The 22605-nt window shown below is 56.3% G+C and carries 14 protein-coding genes, 1 tRNA gene and 1 pseudogene; 1 reads left to right on the forward strand and 15 read right to left on the reverse strand.

The window, feature by feature from the left end; translation table 11 throughout:
• Positions 1 to 7: 7 nt before the first annotated feature.
• The 11 genes from pqqB to ACW9IN_RS15505 all read right to left on the reverse strand — a co-directional run bounded on the left by pqqB (position 8) and on the right by ACW9IN_RS15505 (position 15020).
• The gene (pqqB, locus tag ACW9IN_RS15455; RefSeq protein WP_457366709.1) at positions 8 to 919 is read right to left on the reverse strand and encodes a pyrroloquinoline quinone biosynthesis protein PqqB; all 912 of its coding nucleotides are present in this window, start codon (positions 917 to 919) and stop codon (positions 8 to 10) included.
• Between the two features lie 66 nt (positions 920 to 985).
• The gene (gene pqqA, locus ACW9IN_RS15460) at positions 986 to 1060 is read right to left on the reverse strand and encodes a pyrroloquinoline quinone precursor peptide PqqA (protein WP_003194766.1); all 75 of its coding nucleotides are present in this window, start codon (positions 1058 to 1060) and stop codon (positions 986 to 988) included.
• Positions 1061 to 1219: 159 nt separating this feature from the next.
• The gene (gene pqqF, locus ACW9IN_RS15465; protein WP_457366710.1) at positions 1220 to 3568 is read right to left on the reverse strand and encodes a pyrroloquinoline quinone biosynthesis protein PqqF; all 2349 of its coding nucleotides are present in this window, start codon (positions 3566 to 3568) and stop codon (positions 1220 to 1222) included.
• A gap of 48 nt (positions 3569 to 3616) precedes the next feature.
• A complete protein-coding gene (locus ACW9IN_RS15470) occupies positions 3617 to 4411 on the reverse strand; it encodes a carbon-nitrogen hydrolase family protein (protein ID WP_457366711.1) in 795 nt (264 codons plus the stop codon).
• 10 nt (positions 4412 to 4421) lie between these two features.
• Positions 4422 to 6113 carry a flavin monoamine oxidase family protein gene (locus ACW9IN_RS15475; RefSeq protein ID WP_457366712.1) on the reverse strand — a complete coding sequence of 564 codons (1692 nt, stop codon included), beginning with the start codon at positions 6111 to 6113 and terminating at the stop codon, positions 4422 to 4424.
• A 146-nt stretch (positions 6114 to 6259) separates the two neighbouring features.
• On the reverse strand, positions 6260 to 6706 hold the full coding sequence (locus tag ACW9IN_RS15480) for an Lrp/AsnC family transcriptional regulator (protein ID WP_457366713.1): 447 nt from the start codon (positions 6704 to 6706) through the stop codon (positions 6260 to 6262).
• Positions 6707 to 7280: 574 nt separating this feature from the next.
• Positions 7281 to 9563, reverse strand: coding sequence for a DEAD/DEAH box helicase (locus ACW9IN_RS15485; RefSeq protein WP_457366714.1), 2283 nt, complete (start codon positions 9561 to 9563; stop codon positions 7281 to 7283).
• A complete protein-coding gene (locus ACW9IN_RS15490; RefSeq protein ID WP_457366715.1) occupies positions 9553 to 10278 on the reverse strand; it encodes a hypothetical protein in 726 nt (241 codons plus the stop codon). The genes ACW9IN_RS15485 and ACW9IN_RS15490 overlap by 11 nt, the downstream gene beginning before the upstream one ends.
• Positions 10279 to 10874: 596 nt before the next feature.
• The gene (locus tag ACW9IN_RS15495; protein WP_457366716.1) at positions 10875 to 12581 is read right to left on the reverse strand and encodes an ATP-binding protein; all 1707 of its coding nucleotides are present in this window, start codon (positions 12579 to 12581) and stop codon (positions 10875 to 10877) included.
• 4 nt (positions 12582 to 12585) lie between these two features.
• Positions 12586 to 13893 (reverse strand): SIR2 family protein, encoded by a 1308-nt coding sequence (locus tag ACW9IN_RS15500; RefSeq protein WP_457366717.1) that lies wholly within the window; start codon positions 13891 to 13893, stop codon positions 12586 to 12588.
• Between the two features lie 878 nt (positions 13894 to 14771).
• Positions 14772 to 15020, reverse strand: a complete 249-nt coding sequence (locus ACW9IN_RS15505; protein ID WP_457366718.1) for an antitoxin VbhA family protein — start codon at positions 15018 to 15020, stop codon at positions 14772 to 14774.
• 518 nt (positions 15021 to 15538) lie between these two features.
• Here ACW9IN_RS15505 and ACW9IN_RS15510 point away from each other — a divergent pair.
• On the forward strand, positions 15539 to 15853 hold the full coding sequence (locus ACW9IN_RS15510) for a hypothetical protein (protein WP_457366719.1): 315 nt from the start codon (positions 15539 to 15541) through the stop codon (positions 15851 to 15853).
• 585 nt (positions 15854 to 16438) lie between these two features.
• Here ACW9IN_RS15510 and ACW9IN_RS15515 read toward each other — a convergent pair.
• The 4 genes and pseudogenes from ACW9IN_RS15515 to rpoD all read right to left on the reverse strand — a co-directional run.
• Positions 16439 to 16675, reverse strand: a pseudogene (locus ACW9IN_RS15515) (site-specific integrase); the annotation flags it as partial.
• An 88-nt stretch (positions 16676 to 16763) separates the two neighbouring features.
• A tRNA-Ile gene (locus tag ACW9IN_RS15520) sits at positions 16764 to 16840 on the reverse strand.
• A 16-nt stretch (positions 16841 to 16856) separates the two neighbouring features.
• Positions 16857 to 20600, reverse strand: a complete 3744-nt coding sequence (locus tag ACW9IN_RS15525; protein WP_457366720.1) for an EAL domain-containing protein — start codon at positions 20598 to 20600, stop codon at positions 16857 to 16859.
• 134 nt (positions 20601 to 20734) lie between these two features.
• A complete protein-coding gene (gene rpoD / locus ACW9IN_RS15530) occupies positions 20735 to 22585 on the reverse strand; it encodes an RNA polymerase sigma factor RpoD (protein ID WP_457366721.1) in 1851 nt (616 codons plus the stop codon).
• Positions 22586 to 22605: the final 20 nt, after the last annotated feature.

A 22605-nucleotide genomic window follows, 5' to 3' on the forward strand; every position in this document is an offset into this window, starting at 1 on the left:
TCTGTTCCTACAGTTCAATGCTCATGCCGTCGTAAGCCACTTCGACATTACGCCGCACCAATTCCGCCCGCTCGGGGGAGTCTTCATCGAGGATCGGGTTGGTGTTGTTGATGTGGATAAGCACTTTGCGCTGTTCGGGCAACTGTTCCAGCACTTCGAGCATGCCGCCGGGGCCGTTCTGCGCCAGGTGGCCCATCTCGCGTCCGGTCCGCGTGCCGACGCCGCGGCGTTGCATCTCGTCGTCGTCCCACAGCGTGCCGTCCACCAGCAGGCAATCGCTGCCGGCCATGATCTCCAGCAACGGTGCGTCGACCTTGCCCAGCCCTGGGGCATAGAACAATTTGCCGCCGCTGCGCAGGTCTTCGACGATCAGGCCGATGTTATCGCCCGGGTGCGGATCGAAGCGATGCGGCGAGTAGGGTGGCGCCGCGCTGCGCAGCGGCAGTGGGGTGAAGCGCAGGTTGGGGCAGGCCGGGACGGTGAAGCTGGCGTCCAGTTCGATACGGTTCCAGACCAGGCCGCCGTTCCAGTGGGTGAGCATGGTGAACAGCGGGAAACCGGTACTCAGGTCTTCATGGACCATGTCGGTGCACCACACTTGGTGGGGGCAACCTTCACGCAGGCTGAGCAGGCCGGTGGTGTGGTCGATCTGGCTGTCCATCAGGATGATCGCGCTGATGCCGGTGTCGCGCAGGGCACGGCCGGGTTGCATCGGTGTGAAGCCCTGCAATTGCGCGCGAATGTCCGGCGAGGCGTTGCACAGCACCCAATTGACGCCGTCATCCGAGATCGCGATGGACGACTGCGTACTCGCCTGGGCTCGCAGGCTGCCATTACGAAAACCCGCGCAGTTCGCGCAATTGCAGTTCCATTGCGGGAAACCACCGCCGGCGGCGGAACCTAGAATCTGGACAAACATGGTCGCTCCATCAAGCTCAAAACAAAAACGCCCCGGGCGAACCGAGGCGTTGTATTACCCAGCCGATTAACGGCTGGCGAAGTACATGGTGACTTCGAAACCAATACGCAGATCAGTGTAAGCAGGTTTGGACCAGGTCATATTCTTACTCCTACGAAGGGATGGGACGTTTACTACTGAGTAATACATATAGTCCACCTCCAGTCGGAGATGTTCAGATGTGTGCGTAGGAATGTTACGCAATTCTTTTCAAGTTAGCGCTGTCTTGGTGGAAAAAGCCTGTTGCAGGGTTGGCAATGATCAGCCTTCCAGGCGCCAGTCCTCTGTGATGCGCGGGCCGTTGGCCACGCAGCGCCAGCCGCCTGCAGCGTCATTCAATTGCCGGGCTGCGTGGTGCAGATCTTCACGGGTGCAGCCGGAGATCAACGACTGCAGCTGTTCCAGATAACCCGACGGATGGCCAGCCAGCCGGGCGTGCCAAAGCAGCTCCGCGCCTTGGGCTACCGGCAGGCTGTGTGCCGAGAATTGCTCTGCCAGGGCTTGATTGCCCAGGTCTTCGCAGCTGTCGATCAGGCTCGGCAGCTGCGCCATGAAGGTTTGCATGTGCTCAACGATGCCTTCCAGCGCTACGTCAGGTGACTGCACGCCCAGCAGCAGGCCAGTTTGCCCGTTGATCTGTCGGATTACGCTGAACACCGCGTAGCCGATTTGCAGCTCCACTCGCAGGCGTTGATAGAAGGGCCCCTGAAGTACATGGGCGAGCAGGCGCCATACGGCTTCATCTGCCAATGCCTGGCTCGGAACGGGGCAAAACAGCAACAGCGCGGCTTCACGGGAGTCGGTGTTCACTTCATGCCAGATTCGCCGGCCACCGAGAGACGGTGCCGCAATGTCCAGGCTCGCGGGTTGCCCGGGCAGACGCGCGGCTGCGACCTTGATGGCGGCTTCGTGCGCGGAAGGGAACCCCAGCCCCAGGCCTTGCCAGCGCGCGGCGCTCCACGATGCCGGCTGAGGTTCCAGGTGAACGCAACAAGTCGGTAGCGCCTTGAGCAATTCCCGGATGGCAATCATGGGAGGCAAAGCGGCGTGGACCGGTGGCGCCTGTTTCAGGCTGAGTGCCAAGGCGTCCAGTATGGCCGGCATGGGTTCGCACAATCCGGTCATCTTTACCAGCCAGTCATTACCCAGGCTTTCGCATGAAAGCTCGACACCGGCCTGGCGGGCATTCTCGCGCAGCGATTGCAATGCGCTTTCCAGGCCCGAAGGCGCCGACTGCCATTGCAGGTACAGCGCCGCTTCATCACTGTCGTTCGCCAGCGCCGGGCTGAAGGCCAGCGCCGAGGTTTCGCGACGTCCGCGGGTGCGGTCCTGGGCGAAGGTGCGCAAGCCTCGATGGGCGCTGGTCTGGCCGCGAATCAGGCCGGCGCGTTCTTCTTTGGCTTGTGGGCGCAGGAAGGGATTGCACGGTGGCAGTTGCCAGGCGTGCGCAGAGGGTTGCAGGTGCAGGCCGTCGAGCATGGCTTTCAACGCAGCGAGGCTTTGGTCCGACAGATCCCCGCAGTCGTTGCGGGCCAAGGCGAGCGCACCTTGGGTCTGTTGTTGACGAGTGATCAGCAGCGCGAACTCTTCGCGCAATGAAGTCCAATCGCTCTGTGCGAAAAAGCTCAGCCAGTCGTACAGCAGCGCCTCGATTTGCGTCGCCGAAGCGTCCTGGCTGCTGAGCGTAAAGTCGATATCCAATACAGCTTGCCCGGCGAAGTGATAGGGCACCGAGGCATGCAGGGCGCTGGCCAGTTGCTGTGTTTGCAGTGCGGCCAGCAACCCGCCCGGCGTCGAGGCGTTGAGCCAGGTGCAAAGGAAATCCAGGGCTTCTCGGGGGGCGTCGCAGGTGATGACCTGATGCAGGTGCTGGTTGGCCTGATGCTGATAGCGAGTGGCTTGACCGTGCATCAATGACGGTGGTGCGGATTGTGGGTGCAGCGGCCCGGAGGTCAGCTGTTCGCTGAAGCGCTGCGCCAGGCTTTCCAGCTCTTCCAACGTCAGTGGGCTGGCCAGGCTCAGGGTCATCTGCCCGCTCTGATAGAAATGCGTGTGAAATTCCCGCAACGCCTGCTGAAAGGCCTCACGCTCCACCGGCAAACTGTCGCGATTGCCCGCGTGAAAGCCCCGCAGCGGGTGGTCAGCTGCAAGTCCTTCCAGCAGCGCGACCTGTTGCTGCGCCTGGGCATCCTGGGACCAGGCGACGAACTCGGCGTGCAGCACTTCGCGCTCGCGCAGTTGATCTTCCAGCGCCAGGCGCGGGTGGGTCAGCATATCGGCCAGCCGCTCCAGTCCATCGGCAAACGTCGCAATCGGCAGCTCGAAGAAGAAGTCCGTCGTGCGTTCACGGGTGCTGGCGTTGACCTGGCCGCCGTGCCTTTGCACGTAGGCCATCAATCCTTCGCTTGTGGGAAAACGCGCTGTGCCCAAGAACAGCAAATGCTCAAGGAAGTGTGCCAGGCCCGGCCATGCCAGCGGCACGTCATGGCTGCCGGCGGCCACTCTCAGTACGGCCGCGCAACGCTTCAAACGCGGCGCATGCTGCAAGGAAACGCGCAGGCCGTTGGCAAGCGTCAGATGGATAGGGTGAGGGTGGACCGGCGCAGGCATGGGCACTTCCAAAACGTAGGAAGCGCCTATGCTAGCAAACCCGTTGAATCAGGGCTTGTGCAGCGCGCCGTACAACTCGGGGCGGCGGTCTTGCAGGTAGTGGTTGGCCGCACGGGCGTCGAGGATCGCCTGGCGATCCAATTGCCCGACGATCAGGGCTTCATCCAGTCCTGCCTGGGCAATGCGCTGGCCATTCGGTGCAGCGATGCTGCTTTGCCCGCAGTACTGAATCTCGCCCTCGTGCCCGCAATAATTGGCATAGGCCACATAGCACTGGTTTTCAAAGGCCCGCGCCCGCACGGTCACGTCGGCGACAAAGTCGAACGGCACCATATTGGCGGTGGGTACCAGGATCAGTTCCGCACCGGCCAGCGCCAGTCGTCGAGTGTTTTCGGGGAACTCCAGGTCGTAGCAGATCAGGCAGCCCAGTTTCCAGCCGTTGAGTTCCACCACCGGGAAATCATCATCGCCAGCGCTGAACATCGCGTGATCCAGATCGCCGAACAAGTGGGTCTTGCGGTAGTTGCACAGGCGCTGGCCGTGGGCGTCGATCAGTTGCACGGCGTTGTAGATCTGCCCGTCGTCGGCCCGCTCCGGGTAACCGTACAGAATCGCCAGCCCGGCGCTTTTGGCCAGCTCGGCAATCGCCTGTGCGGATGGTCCATCCTGCGCTTCGGCCAACGCGCCGACGGCTTCGGCGCCGATGTTGTAGCCGCTGAGGAACATCTCCGGCAGCACCAGTACGTCGGCGCCGGACGCTTCATGCGCTAACGAGTGCAGGCGCTTGAGATTGCCGGCCACATCCAGCGGTAGTGGCGGGCATTGGTACAGAGCGACGCGCATACTCAACTCCTTAATCGGCCAGGGCAATCGGGCCGATTTCGTCAAAGACATCACCCGGGCCCGGGTTCTCCGGGTGAGTGCTGCCGCCGAAGTGAGTCATGATGCCCCACACCGCATTGAGAGAGGTTTGCACAGCGCCTTCTACCCATGCCGGGGTCCAGGATACGTCGTCACCTGCGATGAAAATCCCGCGCTGTTCGCCAGGCATGTCCTTCTGCATGAAGTGCGCGTACATGCGCTGGTTGTAGCGATAGTGGCCCGGCAGCGCCCCCTTGAAGGCGCCGAGGAAGTGCGGGTCGGCTTCCCAGGACACGGTTATCGGGTCGCCGATGATGCGCGCCTTGATATCGACTTTCGGGTAGATCTTCTTCAGCGCATCCAGGGCCAGTTTCACGCGCTTGTCGATGGGTTGCGGCAGCATCTTCAATGCATCGCTCATCCATGAATAGGACAGGCAGATCACCCCCGGCTTGTCGTCGCCGTTGTCGAACAGGTAAGTGCCACGGGTCAGGCGATCGGTGAGGGTCATGCTCATCAGGTCGCGGCCAGTCTCCGGGTCTTTGTCCTTCCAGAATGGGCGGTCGACCATCACGAAGGTTTTCGACGATTGCATGTAGCGGGTGCGGTCGAGGGCCATCCACATCTTTTGCGAGAACAGGGTTTCGTCGCATTCGATCTGGGTGGTCAGCAGCCAGCTTTGGCAGGTGGTGAGCACGGCCGCGTATTCACGGGTGTCGCCGTAGTTGTCAGTCACCGCAAAACGTCCGTCGGCGGCGTGGGCGATGCGCTTCACCCCGGCCCGGGGCGCGCCACGATGCAGTGAGCTGAGGCTGGTACCGGCCGGCCAGTGGGCGCAGCGCTCCGGCACATGGCGCCAGATGCCCATGGGTACCTGGGCCACGCCGCCGACGACCAAGTGCTGATGGTCGTCGCAGTTGGTCATCACCACGCGGAAGATTTCCAGCATGGAGTTGGGAAAGTCCGAGTCCCAGCCGCCGGTACCGAAGCCCACCTGGCCGAACACTTCGCGGTGCGCAAACGAGAGCTTGGCGAAGGCTTTGGACGTGGCGACAAAGTCGTAGAAGGTGCGGTCATCCCACAGCGGCACGAGTTTGTTCCACAGCGCCTTGAGACGCGGTACGTCACGGTCGCGGATGGCTTGCTGGATATCGCCGAACTGCGAGCCGGCTTCCAGGGCATCGGCCCAGGCATCGGCCACTTCCTGGAACAACACCGGCAGGTCGGAGAGTTTCTGCGCGTAGTGGGTCTGGCCTTCGAGGTCGATCACCGTGCTGCCGGAGGCTGGGGTCAGCGGGTTGGGGAAGGGTTTGGTCTCCAGCCCGAGTTTGTCCACGTAGTGATAGAACGCAGTGGACGACACCGGAAAGCGCATGCCGCCCAGTTCGGCGATGATGCCTTCGGCACCTTCAAACGCCTGGGAGCGCAAGCGCCCGCCCATCTTCGAGGCTTCGTACACCACCGGCTTCAGGCCGAGTTTCATCAATTCGTAGGCGGCCACCAGGCCCGCGATGCCGGCACCGACAATCGCCACTTCCGCGCCATGCTGGGCGGCAGGAATACTGCCCAGTCCGGCGGGGTGTTCGATCCAGTCATCAAAGGCGAACGGGAAATCCGGGCCAAAGATGGTGATGGGTTTTTTACCGTCTGCTGGGTGGCGATTTTTTTTGTTGAATGCGTTCATGGCAAACCTGGCTGGTCACTCGGCGGGGCACGACCCGCTGAGTATAGGAAAAGATGGCAGCCAGTTTAGGGAGCGTTGCGCTCGTTAATAAGACGCAAAGTGTCGTCGAATTGAACTGTTTTTAGTCATAGTGACGATAAGGTTGATCAAATTGGCTGGCCACGGTCCAGTTTGCTGCTGAGGATGATCGACGTGGTGGTTTTTTCCACGCCGTCGACGCTGCCAATCTGGTCCAGCAATTGGTCGAGTTGCTCCGGCGAATCCGTGCGCAGCCACGCCACGTAATCGAACTCGCCACTCACCGCACACAACTGCTGCACTTGAGCCATGGCGCTCAGTCGGCGCAGCACTTCCTTGCCCGAGCGTGGCTGCACGGTAATGCCCACGTAAGCCTGCAATCCCCCATCCGCCACCCTCTGGCCCAGCCGCACGCCATAACCGGTGATCACCTGGGTTTTCTCCAGGCGCGCCAGGCGTGAGGTCACCGTAGTGCGCGCGATACCCAACTGCCGAGCAAGCATGGCCACGCTCTCGCGGGCGTTGATCTGCAAGGCGGCGATCAGTTGGCGGTCGATTTCGTCGAGGATGGGCAAGGGAAGAGCTCCAGTGCGGGCGGCAATGGTGGGCTATGTTACAGGCTTCCAGACACACAAAAGCCGCGCATTGCGCGGCTTTCTTATTTGGTGGGCCCACACGGACTTGAACCGTGGACCAAAGGATTATGAGTTGCTGGGCGAGCTGCTATGCCTAGAGAAAGCGTTCGTAGGTGAACGTAGGTTGGCATAGCTGAAGGCACCGTGGTTGTTGATGGTGAGGGTAGTTTAGCGAAACCCACAGAAGCTGGGCATTGTACTGTCAACGTACCGAATTTTATCTCCAAGTGAAGGTTCGATTTCGCCAGTTGAGTGCTTCGTAACCAGAAGAGCATGGTGACCAGGGACGCTCTCAAATGTAAGACTAGCCACCCTACCAGCTGTTGCCACGAAAACGAGTTCGCGGGTGGCGTCCGCAGGAGCAGCCAGCCTCAGAAGAAGTAGATACGACTCAACCCTGACTTTCTTTCAGATTGCTTCTAGATGTCCTGATGGCTGTGCTGATAAGAAAATGTTAGTAAGCTTCTCTATGAGAAAAGGCATGCGACAGCACGCTTTAATTTTATTGTATTACCTATGGAAGGTACCACTCTACCATATTTCTAATATACATAGGCGCTTCATGTATCGTGCCTTTAAAGGCAATGTCAGACTCTGAAATGCTCCGTATGTATGGGGTTATCTCTGCTACTTCTTCGGGGGGGAAACCATAGCGCATCAATAACATATGCATTGCGTCATTGGTGCCGAATCGCAAGAGTTCGATCATCTTATCAGCGCGGCTATCGGATCTTATATTTCTATAAATTTTAAACGCAGCAGCAAAAACATCTGATAGCGAAAATGAAACAACCTGATCTAAGTAGTCATATGTATCGAAAACGATAGCATCATAACTGACATTTCTGGCGGGAGTTCCCTTCTCGTATATTGAGTATGTTTTTTTTAAGCTGCTATCCGGTAACTGGTTTGCAGGTTGTGAGAACTCAGCATCTCCTTTTTTTCCATCGCTGCGACGAGAAATGAAGCTATAGCGAATTCCTACAATTTCTTTAAAAGACCTTCCCAGAAATGTTTGAAGCATTATGCTTATAGCACTTTTGAATACCGCTAACTCACCTGTGAACAAAGTTCGGCCTAAAGCACCTTCAAATATTGTTAGAAAATACTCATATAGCCTTGCTCGTTTTTCCTGATTGGCTTTGCCGTGCAGAGCTTCTTTAAGGGATATGCCTGGGCTGTAAAGGGTATCAAGTATTTTCGCTACTGCATCGAGAACTACTGCGGAGGAAAGACGCTCAATTTTGGATTTTGGTAAATGTAGTTCGTCATCAAAAGTACCATCTTTTATCGCGTCGAGAAGCTCGGCGGCATCATCGCTTTGATCGTATGGCACGTCAATAACAGATTTTTCATTTAGCCTGAAATTTTGGTTGACCCGCTCAATAAATAGCTCTGGGTTCTTTGTGAATACATACCCATAGTCAAATTTTTCTTTGTCCGAAAGCCTTCCGGCTCTCCCTATAAGGTTTTTGAAAGATAAAGATTTTTCTCCATCTCCCTCGCCTTGAAAGCGCATGTTATCAAGCCATACAATATCAAAAGGCATGTTAACACCTTGAGCTAAAGTGCTTGTTGCAAAGCAAATTTTTGCAAATCCAGATCGAATGAAATTTTCGACCATGAATCTGACCTCCAAGGGGACAGATCCGTGATGAATTACAACACCTTTTTTTAGAAGATCAACCATTCTTGAACGGTGGTCCTCTTGATTGGCTCCAAGTAGGTTTTGAACTGAATCTATTATTTCTTGAGCTTTAGAGTCTAATATTGGTGGAAAATTATCTATGTATTCTTCATATCCTTCGATGAATGTTCCGTTGTAAATGGATGCCTTGGATACATATATAAGTATCGAGTGTTCGCCATTAAAGGCAAAATTATTGAATCCGCCTTCAAACTCTACGCACTCTCTGATTCTGTGGCCATTTTCGTCGAATGGTGAAAATATGTAGTCACGGCCGTTTTTATGCTGAAAAACACAGATCTTTCCTACCGTGCCATGCGTGTAGGATCTGGCATAGCCGCTATCTAAGGATATTCCATGCTTTTTGAATTGTGCGTCTGGGTTGTCAACAAAAGGATGTGCAAAAATAAGTTTGGCGTTGGGGAATGCTTTTTGAATACGTCTGACCAATACGTCAAAAACTATCCCGCGGGAGCGATCTTCGGAGACATGTGCTTCATCGAAAAAGAAAACCCTAACATCAAGTTTGTTTTCTGAGATAAAAAGGTCCCTCGCTCTCTCAGGCGTAAGGACAAATATTCTCCTTAGATTTCTACTAGTAAAGATTACGTCGATGAAAGGTGTGATCATTACCCCTTTAACACCATGAAACCGCTCCTTCATAGTGTTGATGTACTCCGCGATTAAGGCTCGAGAAGGGACGACAACGACGGCGTCGCCTTCCTGCTCTGCAATAAAATCTCGAATTGAGTATGATTTTCCTGCACTGGTTGGAGCGGAGATTGATATAAATTGTTTATTGTCAACTGCGCGTCTTACGCTTGCTTGAACTGGGGTGAGATATTTTCCGTATGCGTTCTTATGCGCCTCTCCAATAGAGCTCAAAAGGAGCGAATAAAGATTATCTGGGTTTGATATTTTGTAAAATAAGCCTAGTGCAGAAATTATTTTTTCTTCCAGCTTGGCGAATGCTGTAGGGTGAAATATACGAAAGCAGGTCAGCGTTTCGAGAATATCTGAGCTAAAAGGACCGTGCCGATGAATTTCATCAAAAACGTTGGCTAGATCTCCATGCGGGTCAGCACTGTCTCTAATTCTTCTAACCTTCATGGGTTACTCCCACCAGACTTACGTTTTTCTCTTTGGCAAACTCAGCCGCCCTTTGCAGCGCGTTTTTGTATATTGTCAGATGATCCTTTGCATGTATTGAAAATGCTGCAACAACGCCGTGAAGATTGTTGTTCAGATTCTTAATGCTTGCAGGAGAGGCTAGGCTTGTCAGGTGCACCCAATCTCGCTTGTGCTTTTTTGTAGATAAAAAATCGCTTGCTTGATCTAAGGCTATACCGTAGGTGGTGCTGTTTGAAGAATATTTTGCTTCGCCAAAGTTCAGGTGATCAGCACTGCAAACACTATGGAAATCAAATCCTTCGTTTTGCTTTGCTTGGGGCTTCCAGAGTTCAGCAATTGGGATTAGCGTATGGCTAAATAGTACTTCCAAGGACTTAGCCGCCCCCATAGACACCATGAGTTCGCCAAAATCGTCTACAATAGTACCGGCTTTTTCTGCTGCGTTAAAAATTTGAACAAGTAAGGCTGCGGTTTCTTGGACGGTAAATTCGTAGGCCTCTCTGGCGCCCTCATCTAGGTCTACCATCCATGAAGTGTCGACCACAGAAATGGCAAGCATCTTTGAGATTTGCGATATCTCCGACACATGGACATGGCAAAGCCTGACGAACTGCATCTCTGTTGAATTAAGGATTTCGGTAAATTCACATCCCCACAATGCATTGGAAGTCATTTGCCCATAATTTATGGTCATATAAAAACCCTGCGTAGACGGACCGCAGGATGTGCGCGTCCTGCTGCTTCACGTGGTGCCGTCGATCCTTCCGAAGGACAGTAAGCGTGCTCGTCTGATTGCCGGTAAGCCACGAAATGCACGAGTAGGTCGCCGATATGACCTTCGGACCACGACGACTTGAACTGAGCAACCAAGAATGCGGCCGGTATAAGCCCGCCCGCGGTGGTCTTGGCTTGGGCGATGATATGGGGAAAGTCCATTTTTAACCTTTTACCGAAATCCCTTGTTATCTGAATATTACCGAAATTTAGCGTAATGGCACGATAGTATTGCAGTTCTTTCGCAATCAGATCTCAGATCTGCACGGTGACAGGGTGACGAGGGCCGGCGGCGAGAGGACCGTGTAGCTTTCTAGATCGCTCTGGTGGCGTACGGAGGTAGATTTCGACGATTTGGCGGAGACCTGCATTTTATGCCCACCTCAAATCGCTCACCTCTCTGGGGAGAGGTAAGCACGTTATTTCGGTAGGTACCTATGAATTACGTTGTGAAGGCAATCATGCAACACGCTACGCAATTGTTCTAAAAAGGTATTCGTTCGGGAAATCACCTAGCTACCAGAGGTCTTGAAAACTTGGCCCGTCAGAAATAGGCGGCTGATTGGGACGAGCGATTTGGATGGTTACCGGAATAGGAAAATCCACACCTACCATGGCTACTTCACCTTGCTTCAGGTTCGGAAGAAAGGCCGCTGCAGACCGATCAATTTCACCGCATGCACGCTCTACAACCTCTCGGTCGCGGTCATTCGTCAGCCTATGGACGAGGAGGGTGCCCATCTGGCTTAGCACACCTTCGGTGATGTCGCGTGGCCTTTGTGTCGCCAGGCAGATGTTTAGCCCATATTTGCGCCCTTCTTTGGCTATTAATTCAAACGCATCCAGATGTTGAACGTCGTCCTCGGAGCCTAGCGTTTTCCCAAGGAAATTATGCGCCTCGTCCAGAATCACAATCAGCGGTCGCTGTCTGAAGGTCTCGCTGCGTGCACGTTGTAGTAAGAGCCGTCCAATAGCATTGGCGATGACTTCTCTAGCATTAAACTCGTATCCCACTGAGCTCAGGCAAATTCGGAGCAGGCGCCTGTCATCAGCGAAGAACTCGTCGAATTTTTCTACTAGACTAGGCAGCCCCTCTGCCGGGCGAAAGATGCTACTTAGGGATGTTGATTCCATTACGCTCAGTATTCTGGTCATAAGCGATGAGCAATAAGAGAGTTCGTTACTGGCACCTCCCCACTTATTCATGTCATTCCCATAACCGGTTGGATGACAACACTCCTCTATGATTTGACGCACGAGTAGGCTGGGATCAAATGGTTGACTGGGACTTCCTACTAGGTTGGCATTATTGCCGCGATTCATCGCTTCCCTGAATGTCACCCTCGGCTGGTCGAGTTTGCGAACAATGCCTTCTGGAAATAAATCAGGAGCCAATTGCGCAAGACGCAGGCTTTTGATCGCATCCCGCAGTTTCGGCCCTTGTGTTTTGCCCGAGGGCTGAAACAGAGCAAGAAAATCAGTTTCGCTAAAGCTGGTCGGAGGAATAGATACCTCAGTCGATCCTGCTGCACGGTGGAGAGGTGTACCTAGGTGATGGTGGGCGGTGTCCGGCCCCGTCTGAGACCGATATTCCCCTGTCGCATCAATAAGCACAATTTTGCAGCTGTACCTGCGGCACTCTTCGATAAGCTTGGAGGTTGTCCAGCTTTTGCCCCCGCCGGTCGATCCAAGAATCGCGCAATGGCGTCCAAATAATTTTTCCGGGGTCACAGCAATCGGAAAACCACCATCCCCTGACACGTGTCCTAAATCCAGCGAAACGCGGGGTGGTTCACCATCAATGCCCGTAGAGGTAAGTAGAGGGATCTGTGAAATAAAGGATCCAGGTGCCGAGTACACCCGATCTCCAAGGCGCGGGTATGAGCTAACGCCGGCTGTGACTTTCAATGTATGTAGGTCTACTGAACCGAGCAGTCGGATGAAGCCGATTGCGTCAATTTGACTCGTCCCAGCAAAATCTTGAGATATCTCACTACGGTCGCGATCTGGGAGGCTGATCTCAGTGATTCGGCCCAAGAGCACAGCTTGCTGGCCTTCGATCAGCACTAGCTCACCGACCTCGCCTTTGCCGTATCGATTGGAGCCGAGGTACCTACCGCTCACTTCGCCAGCGTGGGCCAGGTTTGTTTTGATTAGCTGAGCACCTACGCTGGACACCACGCCTATCTTAAGGGCGCTATTGAGAATGCCATCTGGTGACATGAGCTTACCTCGCCACTGTACGTTTAACTGCGTTGGCTAATTGCTCTGCCGGCGACGCGGTACGTAGGTGTGGTATGTGGCTGACCGTATCGCTGAACGAGCCGCTGATGAAATGGACATCGAATCCTTGTAGGGCCAAATCGTGGAACTTTCCCCAATAGGGGCTTGAACCGTGAAATCCTCGGTTGTGCACATGGTTGATGCATTGGAAGTCACACAGGATTAGCTTCAGGCTAGGGTTGGATTGAATTGCCGAGTAGATCGGCTCAGAAAGGTGGTCATCGTTGAAGCCAAAACCTGCGACAACTAAGCAACCGTTTGACTGACGTAGGAACTCAAGAAAGCGGGAAAGGAGCTCCAAGTGTGGCTGCAGGAATGTCTGCTGATACTTGCCTTTTGCAGGGTAGATTAAGCATGCATTTGTGGCATCGGGGGTAGCATGCTCGTAGATCTCGTTCCCTTCTCGGCTCCAACTCACTGAACCGTGTAGCTTGAGTAAATGGAAAATTCCTTCGGCGAACTCGTGGCTGTCCGCTTCTCGACGCACGATGTCATAAGTGAAGTGCTTTCCATCGAACCGCCGTTTGCGGGTATATGAAAATCCGTCGATCGCGACCATGCCTAGGTCTGAAGCGGCCGTTTCAAAACACATGTCATAGTTGGTCGTGAAAACCCTCAATCGAGGATCGCGCACCCTGCGCCTGGCAAGTTTTTGTAGCAGGTTGCGATAAGCAGAGATGTCAGAGTTTGGCGAGCTTAGGAATCCGGAACAAGCCCTCAAGATAATAGCTTTTACATTCGCTAGAAACGCTCGAACTGTGCCGTCTTCGTTAAAAGAGAGATAGGCATCGCATTGTGACAGAAAGTGCTCAATGTTCGGGTTGGCACGTTCGACGTAACGGACGGCATCTGCTACGTGAGAAGCCGCTGCTGTTAGGTCGCTAGTTCCGGGTAAGCACATCGCTTCTTGCCATAGCTGCCACATGCTCGGGCCACCGACAGCGCCAAGTGATGTACCGCTTCCAGCAAAAAAACCGAGGTTCGGCACTTGGAGAGCCGATGAGAACATATCTCCTAGCAATGACCTATTAGAGCGAATCTGTGAGCTGTCAGCAGGGTCGGCGCCATTAATGACTTGGTATGCATCGGGATTAAGCGGCAGCCACTCTGGAGCGCCTGGTGGGAGGTATGCCTGTAGCCCTCTGAAACTGTCCGCCAGTGGGGCTGGGGGAATGGGTGGTAGCGGCGGCGGGAGAGGAGGTGGCGGTGGCTGTTCTATGGCCGGGCCAGGTGCAGGGGCATCAATTGTCATAGAAACACGATCCTTTGTTTTGAACAAAGCAGGCTCAAGCATCAAGATCTACTGCCTGCCTATGTGATTCGAGCAACATGTGCTGGGCAAGCCACTAGTATCATAGCGCCATACCCACACTATGCGGTCTCTTACGTCAACGTCCAGTAAATTGCCCCGGTAACAACCCGGCGGTTTGCCCATCCTGCTTTAGCCCTCAATAGCGCCTTCATAGTGTGTTTTTTCGACATGACGAAATTCTCGACGCTAATGAGGCAGCGGTTTTGCTCACTCACTTCAAAAATGCGTCTGTATGACGAAGTTACGGCGTTTTGCCTATCCTGCACTAGATCTCCATGCGCTGAATCCTTGTTCATGAACAAGCTTTGGGCGTCTATTAACCGGCGATCTGCCTATCCTGCACTAGTGCTTCACTGCTTTTCAGGCATGACCCCGCTTGCATTGCAGTTGGTGACCGACTGCACCTGCTCAGCCTGACGGCCTTCCTTGAGGGGCTTGAATGAAGTTGGTTGCTACAGCAGGAGCATGATAGAACTCGTCCAACGATGATTCGAAGGTTGTGCGGTTATGTGCGAGAGCGAACGTTGGACCGTGAAATGTCAGGGTACTGCTGATGGAAGTGGCGACGTCATCGTCGAGTTGCCGTTGGAACTACTCGCAAAAATGGGCTTAGCCCTTGGGGACGATTTGGATGTCGAGGTGTTGGATGACGCGATTCTCCTCAAGCCCAAACGTCTCATCGACGCCCCATCATGACAACCCCTGATTTGAGCCGACAGCTCCGGAGTCGTTGTTTCGCCGGGCTTGTGGCGTCGAGTGGCTCTCTGCCGACCGTGGCCAAACCCTACGGAAAGACCGCTCAGGTCGGCTGGTGGGCTTTATTTCATCGCGTTTGCTACGAACTCATCCAATTCAATCTCACCATTGATGTAGCGCTCGCCTAGAAGCTGCATTGCTTCGGTGACTTCAAATCCCGACTGGATTAGTGACGCAGTGGCAAAGCTCACAGCTTTTATCCGCTCACTCCGTTCGGACTCGGTGAGCAGCTCTGTGTCTGGCCGATCGTCACTGGTTGAGGGGGCAACTTTGCCTTGCTGTTTGGCTGCGTTTTGATTTTCGAAGGTCATACCTGTCCCTGACGAGCTTGAGAAACTTTGTTCATGCACAAAGGAATTGAAGTTGACGACCCTCAGGCTGCGCACGTTGACCAGACAACAGGATCTTGATGGAAGCCTTGGTATACATGAAATCGTGCATTAGCCAAAATGCCAAGGTTCTTGCTGGATGTGGTGTCAATGGCGGCACCGGAGGCCGCATGCGGAGCGGAGCCGAAGGCGAGCACCGAACGGGCGAGGATGCCGGGCGTAGCTGTACCCTTGACGCCACAGGAAGCGCTCAGCCTATCGCCAGGGGTAGGTCAAGGGCTCCGCCCGCCGTGCCTGCCCCGCAGCCAGTCCGGCAAGTTCGGACACGGGATGCAACCGAAGGGGTTGCCCAAGCAGGGCGCGGAGCTTCGAGGCTGATGTTCAAACATTCCAATCGTTTGGATTTCTGATCCGTGTCTGCGTGTCCCCTGATGACTCGCTGGGGAGAACATCCGTTAGACTAGCGGTTCTTCAAGGAAGCTTTTCAAAGGAGTGAACCGGTGCAAACCAATCAAACCGTCAGTTGCCCACATTGCATGAACGACGTCCCGTGGGGCGCCTCAGTTTGTAGAGGCTGTCATGCGGAAATTGCCTACGGCACGCCAGGGACAATCACCATCTTTTTCATTGTCGTTTCAGTGGCGGCAGGTTGGTATGCGGCGAAGCTCGTTCATGATCACCTCTCCACCAATTCGACATTCCTCTGGATTGTGTTTGGGGTCGTACTGGTGCTGGTAGGCATTCTGTCCATCAAGATCTGTAAACGTCTTTACAAAGGTAAGACTTGGTTTCGAAGGATTTATCGGACCAAGTGACCGTCCGGTCTTGAACGTTTGTGTACGCAAATACCATCGCTGCGTACACGCTGAAACTGTCTTGTTTTTTGCCGTTAGGTAGTTAAATTCAATAGGTTAACGTTCTTTTGTATCCCATCCCCCCGCCCTTCCCGCAAGCGGGAAGGGAGCGAGTCGCCCTCTGTCGTCAAGGGTGCAGGGGAGGCCTCCGGCCTTGATCCCCTACACCCGTGCGGTGAGCATGGGTCGCTTCTGCCGCATCAAGGGGCCGGGTCCTCGTCGCTTCGCTTCTGCGGGCCGCACCAACCCCTTGACCCGTCATCCGCTTGTTGAAGGTGCTCAAAAAAAGACCTCGCCAAAGCGAGGTCTGATGAACTTTGATTCAAGGCCTAGCGGTTCACTTTTCCCCCTGTCGCATTGCCCCAGTTTTTGCCCATATTCTGCATGACGTGCTGTCGGTACGCGGGGTTCCAGGCTGTGTTACCCGCCGCAAGGTGGTTCAGTCGTCCAGCGGTGACTATTTGCCCTGACTGCATGTTGCGGCGTGTGGACTGTCGGTTAAGCCCCTTTGGTAACCGGAGAGGCAGCACCGTCGATTCCACGAATGGTGGGCTCCTTGGTGGACGTTATGTCGCTCAGGTAGCACTTAAGTGCAGCCCCTAATGTCATTTTCTCCGAGCCACTACGCCGGATGTACACGCCACGTACCATTTCTTCTTCGGTTCGCCTCGACCAGTCCTCCGCATCACGCTTTGTGCGGAAGGTTTTGGCGACAGTGGGTCAGCCATTTTTGCGAACAAACGCCTTCTAAGTGCCGGAAGAGGTTTTGACGAGAGTAGTCATGAGAGGTTGCTCCTAGGCGGCTGGCGAAGCAGCACCGCACCTGGATCAACCAGAAACGCGAAAGCCGCGCAATGCGCGGCTTTGGAGTTGGTGGGCCCACACGGACTTGAACCGTGGACCAAAGGATTATGAGTCCTCTGCTCTGACCAACTGAGCTATAGGCCCTGTAACAGGTCGCGGATTATAGCGACGGTTTCTCTGCTGTGCTATCCGAAAAATCCTCGAGGTGCGTGCGAAGGAAGGTGGCGGCGAAGCGCTCGGGCGGCAAGGGCAGGCTGACGATGAAGCCTTGCATCTGTTCGCAGCCCTCGGCGGCAAGGAAGGCTTGCTGGGCGGGGGTTTCCACGCCTTCGGCGATGATGGTGAATTGCATGCTGTGGCCCAGGGCGATGATGGCGCGCACGATCGCGGCGTCGTGGGGATCGTCGGGCAGGCCGCGGACGAAGGATTGATCGATTTTCAGGTAGTCCAGCGGCAGGCGCTTGAGGTAGCTGAGGGATGAATAACCCGTACCGAAGTCATCGATTGCCAGTTGCACGCCCAGGCGTTTGAGCTGGTGCAGGACCTCCAGTGCTTCTTCGGCTTGGCTCATGATGAAATTTTCGGTGATTTCCAGTTGCAGGCACCCGGGGTCCAGGCGGTAGTCGTGCAGCAGCTGTTTGATGCGTGACAGCAGGTTGGGATGCCGCAGCTGGGCGCCGGCGAGGTTGACCGACAGGGGGCCGAAGTCGTCGAAGGTACGTTGCCAGATGTGCATCTGTCGGCAGGCCTGCTCCAGGACCCAGTCGCCAATTTGCAGGATCATGCCGTTCTCTTCGGCCAGGGCAATGAAATGCTCGGGCGGCACGTCACCGAAGGTGGGGTGCCGCCAGCGAATCAGTGCTTCGGCGCCGATCAGTTCCTGGGTCATCAGGCTGCGTTTGGGCTGGTAGTACAGGGACAGTTCGTCACGCTCGATGGCGCGGCGCAGTTCGTGCTCCAGGGCCACGCGTTCGTTGGCCTGGGCGGTGAGGTCGCAGGTGTAGCTTTCGACGCGGTTGCGGCCCTTGGCCTTGGAGCGGTACATCGCTGCGTCGGCGTTCTTGACCAGGGTCGCCACGTCCGTACCGTCCTGGGGATACAGGCTGGTGCCGATGCTGGCGCTGATGAAAAACTCATGCTCACCGGCCTGGAACGGCGGGGTGAAGCAAGCCAGCAGCTTGTTGGCCAGGTGTTCCGCATCGCTGGCGTGTTGCAGGCCGGGCAGCAGGATGATGAACTCGTCGCCGCCCAGGCGGGCCACGGTGTCGATGTCGCGCAGTTGCTCCTTGAGGCGAACGGCGATGTCCTTGAGCAGCAGGTCGCCGATGGGGTGGCCGAGGCTGTCGTTGATGTGTTTGAAACGGTCCAGGTCGAGAAACAGCACCGCGCCCTGCTTGCCGGTTTCCTGATGACCGTTGAGCGCCGCCTGCAGCCGGCTTTCGAACAAGGTGCGGTTGGGCAGGCCGGTCAGTGGGTCGTGGTGCGCCTGGTAGTCGAGACGCGCCTGGGCCAGCTTGAGGCTGGAGATGTCGGCGAACACCGCAACGAAGTGCGTGATCGACTGCTCGCGGTTGCGCACGGCACTGATGGTCAGCCAACTGGGGTACAGCTCGCCGTTCTTGCGACGGTTGGAAATCTCGCCCTGCCAGTGGCCCTGGGCGGTCAGCTGGTGCCACATCGCCGCGTAGAAGGCGCTGTCATGCAGGCCGGAGGCGAGCAGGCGCGGGGTCTGGCCGAGCGCTTCGAGCTCGCTGTAGCCGGTGATCTCGGTGAACGCACGGTTGACGGCGCTGATCTTCTGGCGCGTGTCGGTGATCAATACACCTTCGGCGGTGCTCTCGAACACGGTGGCGGCCTGTTGCAGCTTTTCCTGCATCAGCTGGCGATCGGTAATGTCCCGAGCGATGGTCAGCATGCAGTCGTCATCACCGATGGGTAATGGGCGGCTGGACAGCTCGCACAGGCGAATCAGGCCGTCGGCGCGGCGAATATGGCAGGTGAAGTCACGCACGAAACCGTCGCGTTGCAGCAATTCCAGCATGTGCTTGCGTTCGTTGAGGTCGACCCAGATGCCCAGGTCGAGGGTCGACTGGTCGAGAGAGGTGGCGCTGGTGAAGCCGGTCAGGCGACTGAACCCTTCGTTCACCTCAATCAGCAAACCATCGCGCTGGCGGCTCAGCAGCAAGCCGTCGGGCGAAGCGTGGAAGGCTTTGGCGAATTTCTCTTCCGACGTTTGCAGCAACTGCTGGGTTTCCTTCAGTTGGGTGATGTCGCGCACCACCACGACAATGGCTTCGACGGTATCGAGCTGGAACGGTTCGGCGGAGATCAGGCCGGTGAACGCCTGGCCGTTGCTGCGCAGGAAGGGCATTTCCAGATTGCGAATGCTGGTGGTCTGGAGCCGTTGCAACAGGCCCGGGCCGACGCCCTGGATGCCCCAGATATTCAGTTCGGTGGCGGTTTTGCCCACCACGTCCACTGCCCTCAGGCCGATCTGGTCTTCGAAGGCTTTGTTGACCTCCAGCAGGCAGCCGTCGGACAAGCGTGCGATCACCAGAATGTCCGGGCATTGCTGGAACACCGAGGCGAACTTCTGCTCGGACAGTTGCAGGGCTTCCTCGGTGCGCTTGGCCTCGCTGATGTCGATCATCAGGCCGCGCAGCACGGGCTCATGGCCGTGTTCGATCAGGCTGACAATGTCCCGCACCCACAGGCAGCGCCCATCGGCGGTGATCACTCGGTAATCGAGGCTGTGGTCGCGGTTGGCGCGGGTTTCGCGGTAGCAATAGGCTTCGGCGCGGGTCAGGTCGGCGGGGTGAATAATGTTGCGCCAGAAGCCAGGGATCAGCCAGTGCGCGCGGGGATAACCCAGCAGTTCCTCGGCATGGGGCGACACATAGCTGTAGGTGAAATCGACAACGCTCGCTTCCCAGGCAATGGCGGACAGGCTCTCCACCAGGCCGCGATAGTGGTATTCGCTGCTGCGCAGCTCCTGCTCCAGGGCGACCCTGCGGGAAATTTCCGAGCTGAGGCGACGATTGATCCGAATCACGATGGCCAACACGGTGCTCAATAGCAAAACCGCTGGTAGGCCGTAAAGCAGCAGATCGGTCCAGAAGGTGCGGTGATCGGTGAAGCTGCCGACCCAGTGTTGCTGGATGGCCTCGGTTTCGTCCGGAGTGAGGTCGGCGAGCACTTTGTCCAGAATGCCCACCAGCATTTTGTCGTCGCGGGGTACGCCCATCGCCAGTTGATAGCGGTAAGGCGTTTCGCCGCTGACGTAGAGCCCATCGAGCTTGAGTTGGCGCAGGCTCCACACGCTGGACGCGAGATCGCCGACCACGGCGTCCACCTCATCGGTGGCCAAGGCTTGCAGGGTCGAGCTGACATTGGGCATGGCGACCAGGTTGAGGTCGGGGTGGTGGGTGCGCAGCAATTCGTGGGGCGCGTAATTTTCCACCACCGCGATTTTCAGCCCGTACAGGTCCTTGAGGTTGCGCGGTTGTGCACCGCCTTCATGGGCGAGGATCACAATGGGGAAGTCGAGGTAGGGGCGCGTGAAGGCCAGGAAACTTTGACGCTCCGGCGTGGACATGATGCCGGGCAACAGGTCGAGCTGATTGTTGTGGGCCTGCTCCAGCACGGCGCTCCAGTTCGCCGGCTCGATCAGTTTGATCCGCACGCCCAGGCGGTCCTGGATCAGGCGCACATAGTCGGCGGCCAGACCCTGATAGCGGCCATTCTCGTCGCGGTATTCGAAGGGTGGCCATGAGGCGTCCACCCCCAGGCGCAGCTCCTGATGGTCCGCCAGCCAGCCACGCTCATCATCAGTAAGAGTCAACGCGCCAGCCGTTGCGGTCCAGGTCAGCAGCGACAGCAGTAACACAGTCGGCAATCTGGGCATAACGGTCTCGTTATGGCACGGGGAATGTTTCGAGTGTAGACGGGCATTGCCGGGGAGGAGGGATGCAAGGCAGTTAATCTGTGATAACTGATTGCACAAAGCAAAACCCCCGGCCTGGGCCGGGGGTTCTGGTATCACTCGTCGAGGAAGGAGCGCAAGTGCTCGCTTCGCGTCGGGTGGCGCAACTTGCGCAGCGCCTTGGCTTCGATCTGACGGATCCGCTCGCGGGTCACGTCAAACTGCTTACCGACTTCCTCGAGAGTGTGGTCGGTATTCATGTCGATGCCGAAACGCATGCGCAGTACCTTGGCTTCACGGGCGGTGAGGCCGGACAGTACGTCGCGAGTCGCTTCTTTCAGGCTCTCAACGGTGGCGACATCGATTGGCGACTGCATGGTCGAGTCTTCGATGAAGTCACCCAGATGGGAGTCTTCGTCATCACCGATCGGGGTTTCCATGGAGATCGGCTCTTTGGCGATCTTCAGTACCTTGCGGATCTTGTCCTCAGGCATTTCCATGCGTTCGCCCAGCTCTTCCGGGGTCGGTTCACGGCCCATTTCCTGCAGCATCTGCCGGGAAATACGGTTGAGCTTGTTGATGGTCTCGATCATGTGCACCGGAATACGGATGGTGCGGGCCTGGTCGGCGATCGAGCGAGTGATCGCCTGACGGATCCACCAGGTGGCATAGGTCGAGAACTTGTAGCCGCGACGGTATTCGAACTTGTCCACCGCTTTCATCAAGCCGATGTTGCCTTCCTGGATCAGGTCAAGGAATTGCAGGCCACGGTTGGTGTACTTCTTGGCGATGGAGATCACCAGACGCAAGTTCGCTTCGACCATCTCTTTCTTCGCGCGGCGGGCCTTGGCCTCACCGATCGACATGCGACGGTTGATGTCCTTGATCTCGATGATCGTCAGGCCGGTTTCGGCCTCGAGTGCGGTCAGCTTCTGCTGGCAACGGATGATGTCCGGCTGCAGGCGACCAATGGCTTCGGCGTATTTCGCCTTGCCTTTGGCCAGTGCGTCGGTCCAGCTTTCGTCCACTTCGTTGCCCGGGAACTGGCGCAGGAAGTCGGCACGCGGCATGCGTGCATCACGAACGCAGAGCTGCATGATCGCACGCTCTTGTGCACGCAGGCGATCAAGGGCGCTGCGAACACGTTCAACCAGGCCTTCGAACTGCTTCGGTACCAGCTTGATCGGCATGAACAACTCGGCCAGGGCCAACAGCTCGGCAATCGCCTGCTTGTTGGTGCGACCGTGCTTCTTCAGAGCCTTGCGGGTGATTTCCATCTGATCGGAAACCGCACCGAAACGCTGGGCTGCAATGATCGGGTCCGGACCGCTTTCAACTTCTTCCTCGTCATCGCCGCTGCTTTCAGCGTCGTCGTCGTCGGAATCGTCGTCTGCTTTCGCGACCTTGGCATCGACCGGCGGCGGTACTTCCGCAGCAGGCGGTGCAATGCCGTCGTCCGGGTCGATGTAACCGCTCAGGACGTCGGACAGGCGGCCACCTTCGGTGGTTACGCGGTTGTACTCGGAGAGAATGTGGTCAACCGTGCCAGGGAAGTGCGCGATTGCGCCCATCACTTCACGGATACCCTCTTCGATACGCTTGGCGATTTCGATTTCGCCTTCACGTGTCAGCAGCTCGACGGTACCCATTTCACGCATATACATGCGCACAGGGTCAGTCGTGCGACCGATGTCGGTCTCCACCGCGGCCAGCGCTGCAGCGGCTTCTTCAGCGGCTGCCTCGTCGGTATCGGCGTCGGCCAACATAAGGGCGTCCGCATCCGGAGCACTCTCGTGTACGGGGATCCCCATGTCGTTAATCATGCGGATGATGTCTTCCACCTGCTCTGGATCTGAAATATCCTCAGGCAGGTGATCGTTGACCTCGGCGTAAGTCAGATACTTCTGCTCACGGCCCAGGGTGATCAACTCTTTGATACGAGACTGCTGTTGCGCTTTTCCGGACATAACACCCTATCCACTGAAGG

The organism is Pseudomonas sp. SDO5271_S396, from assembly GCF_054071795.1.

Bases quoted from the DNA above. Each gene is read 5' to 3' on its own strand.
- pqqB (WP_457366709.1), bottom strand. From the start codon at position 919: ATGTTTGTCCAGATTCTAGGTTCCGCCGCCGGCGGTGGTTTCCCGCAA.
- pqqF (WP_457366710.1), bottom strand. From the start codon at position 3,568: ATGCCTGCGCCGGTCCACCCTCACCCTATCCATCTGACGCTTGCCAAC.
- ACW9IN_RS15470 (WP_457366711.1), bottom strand. From the start codon at position 4,411: ATGCGCGTCGCTCTGTACCAATGCCCGCCACTACCGCTGGATGTGGCC.
- ACW9IN_RS15475 (WP_457366712.1), bottom strand. From the start codon at position 6,113: ATGAACGCATTCAACAAAAAAAATCGCCACCCAGCAGACGGTAAAAAA.
- ACW9IN_RS15485 (WP_457366714.1), bottom strand. From the start codon at position 9,563: ATGAAGGTTAGAAGAATTAGAGACAGTGCTGACCCGCATGGAGATCTA.
- ACW9IN_RS15490 (WP_457366715.1), bottom strand. From the start codon at position 10,278: ATGACCATAAATTATGGGCAAATGACTTCCAATGCATTGTGGGGATGT.
- ACW9IN_RS15495 (WP_457366716.1), bottom strand. From the start codon at position 12,581: ATGTCACCAGATGGCATTCTCAATAGCGCCCTTAAGATAGGCGTGGTG.
- ACW9IN_RS15500 (WP_457366717.1), bottom strand. From the start codon at position 13,893: ATGACAATTGATGCCCCTGCACCTGGCCCGGCCATAGAACAGCCACCG.
- ACW9IN_RS15505 (WP_457366718.1), bottom strand. From the start codon at position 15,020: ATGACCTTCGAAAATCAAAACGCAGCCAAACAGCAAGGCAAAGTTGCC.
- ACW9IN_RS15525 (WP_457366720.1), bottom strand. From the start codon at position 20,600: ATGCCCAGATTGCCGACTGTGTTACTGCTGTCGCTGCTGACCTGGACC.
- rpoD (WP_457366721.1), bottom strand. From the start codon at position 22,585: ATGTCCGGAAAAGCGCAACAGCAGTCTCGTATCAAAGAGTTGATCACC.